5 protein-coding genes are annotated in these 3,715 nt (G+C 74.1%); 3 read left to right on the top strand and 2 right to left on the bottom strand.

All coding sequences use genetic code 11. From position 1 onward, the window contains the following. Together G3I42_RS30150 and G3I42_RS30145 are read right to left on the bottom strand one after the other, a co-directional pair. Positions 1–302, bottom strand: a 302-nt coding sequence (locus G3I42_RS30150; RefSeq protein ID WP_203607549.1) for a zf-HC2 domain-containing protein, incomplete at its 3' end; no start/stop codon positions are given. After that, positions 299–886: a sigma-70 family RNA polymerase sigma factor gene (locus G3I42_RS30145; RefSeq protein ID WP_164290924.1), complete on the bottom strand. Its 588-nt coding sequence runs from the start codon at positions 884–886 to the stop codon at positions 299–301. The genes G3I42_RS30145 and G3I42_RS30150, both read right to left, overlap by 4 nt. Positions 887–1,454: 568 nt before the next feature. Between G3I42_RS30145 and G3I42_RS30140 the strand changes: the two genes are divergently transcribed. The 3 genes from G3I42_RS30140 to G3I42_RS30130 form a co-directional block, all read left to right on the top strand. After that, positions 1,455–1,979 carry a hypothetical protein gene (locus G3I42_RS30140; RefSeq protein ID WP_164290923.1) on the top strand — a complete coding sequence of 175 codons (525 nt, stop codon included), beginning with the start codon at positions 1,455–1,457 and terminating at the stop codon, positions 1,977–1,979. Between the two features lie 3 nt (positions 1,980–1,982). Then, positions 1,983–2,543 (top strand): toxin, encoded by a 561-nt coding sequence (locus G3I42_RS30135; RefSeq protein ID WP_164290922.1) that lies wholly within the window; start codon positions 1,983–1,985, stop codon positions 2,541–2,543. A gap of 101 nt (positions 2,544–2,644) precedes the next feature. Then, the coding region (locus tag G3I42_RS30130) for an MAB_1171c family putative transporter (protein ID WP_164290921.1) at positions 2,645–3,715 on the top strand (1,071 nt) is incomplete at its 3' end.

The following is a 3,715-nucleotide window of genomic DNA, read 5'->3' as shown; positions in this document are numbered from 1 at the left end:
CACGCCGCGAGCGCCCAGTGCACGGCGCGCGGGCGGCGGCGCGGGGGCGTGGCGCGTACGGGCCGCGGCGGCTCCTGCCGTACGTCGGCGATACGGGCCATGACCGCGTCCTTGAAGCCGGGCGGCGGGTTCACCGCGGCGGCCAGGCCCAGCTTCGTGGCCGTCTCGGTGAACTCGCGCACCTCCTGCGCGCACGCCTCGCAGTGCGCCATGTGCCGCTCGAAGGCGGCCTGTTCGGCCGGCTCCAGGGCGTGGAGCGCGTACGCGCCGGTGAGGAGGTGGCTGTCGGCCGTGGTGCTCATGTGCCCACTCCCAGGCAGTCGCGGAGCCGGATGAGGCCGTCACGCAGACGGGTCTTGACGGTGCCGAGGGGCAGCGCGAGGAGTTCGGCGACCTCGCGGTAGGTGAGGCCGCGGTAGTACGCGAGCGTCACCGACTCGCGCTGGCGCTCGGTGAGGCCGCCCAGGCAGCGCCGTACCTGCTCCTGTTCGAGCCGGGTCTCGACCTGCTCGGCGACCTCGTCGTACGCGGGCGTGTTCTGTTCGAGCAGCCCGGCGCGGCGCTCGCGCGCGGCCGATGCCTCGACGGAGCGGACGCGGTCGACGGCGCGGCGGTGCGCGAGCGTGAGCACCCAGTTCGTGACCGAGCCGAGGTCGGGGCGGTAGCGGCCCGCCGTGCGCCACACCTCGACCAGGACCTCCTGCGCGACCTCCTCGGACTGCGCGCGGTCGCGCAGCACGCGCCGTACGACGCCGAGCAGCGGCCCGGCGACGGCGTCGTGCACGGCCGAGAAAGCCTCGCGGTCGCCCCGCGCGACCCTCGCCACCAGCTCTTCCAGCGGGGGCGCGGCGGCCGGGTTCCCCACGATGTAGACGGGCTCTTTCACGCGTACCTCGCTCGCTCCAACTGCCTCGGCCCCGGTGCCGGTGCCGTGTCGCCCCGGCGGCCCTTGCCCCGTATGCCCCGAACGAGGGGTGGGGCCTCGGCGTTACGGGGGTGATTCGGAGCGGGGGGCGGGGCGGATGGGTGCGGGATTCCGGGGCGGTGGGGCGGGGCGGGAGCCGGGCCGTGCCTGGGGCGGGTTCCGGCCTTGCGCGGGGCGGGTTCCGGCCCCGTACCGGCGGCTTTCGGCCTCGTCCGGCCGCGCGCGAGCGAAAAGGGCGCCCGGTGCGCGTCGCCCTTCGCCCAGGTGGTCCGCCTGGGGTCCGGGCGCGCGCCCCGTACGCCACGGCGCGATCCACCGCCGGAAGTGTCCCTTTGGCTGTGGGAAACCCCACGAAACGGACACAAGCGGCTGGCGGACGCGCGTAGTCACATCGTCAGGGGACTCCCCTCGCGGCCCCCTGGCGTATGTTTTTTCGAGTTAACAGTGACGTAGAGTGTTTGCGCAAGTCTGATTTCGCGTCCGGGGCCACGGAAGCCCGTGTTCCGGGCGGGCGGAGGGGGGAACGGGGGTGGCCGTGGAGGAGACCGCGCCGCAGCTCAGCAGCCTGCGCGCCAAGGTCGAATACATGATCGAAAAGACGTTTCCGGGGCAGCGGGTCTCGGGGCGTTTCTTCGCCGAGCACGTCCGCCGCAAGGGCGGCGCTCTCTCGCACAGCTACTTCTCCAACATCCTCGCGGGGAAGGTCACGCATCCCTCCGAGGAGATCCTCAAGGCGCTCGGGCTCGGCTTCGGAGTCGACTGGCGGTTCTTCAAGGACGAGTCGGAGGTCGTCGAGGACGTGCTCTCGGGGCTGCGCTTCCTCGCCAGGCACCGCACGGGCGAGGTGAGCGGTGTCGCCGCGCGCGGGCCCGTACGGGACGGGCTGCCGCCGGAGCTTTTGGACTTCGCGCTGAGCCTGCTCGCCGAGGAGGACGGGGCGGCGCTGCGGAGCGGGTCCGCCGGGGGCGGGGCGGCGCTGCGGAGCGGGTCCGCCGGGGGCGGTGCGGCGCTCGGGAGCGGGTCCGCCGGGACGTCCGCCGAGCCGGAGGGCTGAGCCGTGTCCCTGCGTGCGCTGCGCAAGGAGTGCGAGGAACGGCTCGCGGGGCTGCCGGTGCCGAGCCCGTTCACGATCGACGGGCTCGTCGCGGCGATGGAGGCCGCGCGGGGGCGCCGCATCGTCCTGCGCGAACTCCCCGAGCACCTGGCCCGCCCCGGCGGCGCCTGCGGCCTCCGGCTCGCCACGCCGCGCGTGAGCCTCGTCCTGTACCGCCGCCGCCCGACCCCGTACCAGACCCAGCACGTCGTGCTCCACGAGCTGTGCCACGAGTGGTTCGACCACGGCGCCTCACCGGACGCGGACCAACTCGCCCGGCTGCTCCCGGTCTTCGACTCCGACCTGGTGCGCAGGGTGCTCGGCGAGGGCGGCTCGGTGCAGGCCCGGGCCGGCTACGGGACCCACGACGAGCGCATGGCCGAACTGGGCGCCTCCCTCATCCCCCGCATGGCCCGCGACGCGGTGAGCGACGACATGGTCGGCCGCCTCACCAGCTCCCTCTCCCGCCCGGTCGCCCACCGCCGGAGGGGGCTGTTCGGGAGACGGGGGCGGGAGGAGGACTGAGGCGTGGGTGGCGGAGCCGAGCGGGGCGGGCGAACGGCTGAGGCGGGTGCTCCCGCGAACCCCGTACACCTGTTCGTCGTTTCCGCCTAGGATTTCGGTCCGTGTCCCCCACCCCGCTCGATCTCGCCGGGTACGCCGTCGCGTGCCTCATGACCGCCGTCGCCCTGTGGCGGATGCCCGCCGCGCTGTGGGGGGACGAGGAGGACCGAAGACGGCGGGCGCTGTGGGGGTGTTACGCGGGGTTCGCCGCGGCCCTGTGGACGAAGACGCAGTACGTGCGCGTGCGGCTCAACGACAGCCCCGTGACCGACCTCGCCGTGCTCGTGAAGCACTACACGGCGACCGTCGCGATCCTCGCCATCCTCAGCTACATCGTGGCGATCTACGGGCGGTACGAGAGCGACGTCGACGTCCCGCGCCACGTCCGCTTCGCCCGTACCGTCCAACGCGTCGCCGCCCGCGCCGCGTTGGCCACCCTCGTCCTCCTCACTGTGCTCTTCTTCACCGTCGTCGACCGCGCGCACCCCTCGGACCGCTTCGTCGCCGACCACGCGGGCGAGTGGGGCGCGACGCTCTACTACACCGTGTTCTACGTGTACTTGGGCGCCGCGTCCGCCGTGTGCGCGGTGCAGTGGTGGCTCGCCGTGCGCTCCGCCGCGCGCCGCCATCTGCGGATCGGGCTCGGGATGATGGCCGTCGCGATGGTCATCGGCGTCGCGTACACGGTGAGCCGCGGCCTGTTCCTGTGGATCAGCGTCGCCGACCGCCCGAGCGAGAGCTTCGCGCTCTCCTTCGACAAGTGGACCGAGGCCGGGCAGGTCGTGCTCTTCACGCTCTTCGCCGTCGGCGCCTCGATCCCCGCCTTCGCCACCGGCGCCCGGCGCCTGCGCCTGTGGCGCGCGCAGGCCGCGCTGCACCCGCTGTGGCGCGACCTCATGACCGCCTTCCCCGAGCAGCCCTTCGCGCCGCCCGCGCCGCTCGCCCGCGAACTCCTGCGGTTCGGCACCCCGGCGGACGTGCGGATCGACCGGTGGGCGGCCGATATCGCGGACGCCGTCGAGCAGTTGAGGCACTGGGCACCCGAAGGACCGGTGGCCGGGCGGGAGCCCGAGGAGTCCGCCCGCTGGATCAGGGCCGCGCTCGCCGCGCACGCCTCCGGCGCCCCGGCGGGC

Origin of the sequence: Streptomyces sp. SID11385, from assembly GCF_010548245.1 — a bacterium.
Taxonomy (GTDB): Bacteria; Actinomycetota; Actinomycetes; order Streptomycetales; family Streptomycetaceae; genus Streptomyces.
Note: the sequence above shows the minus strand (reverse complement) of the source record. Positions and strands in the feature narration are given on the sequence as shown.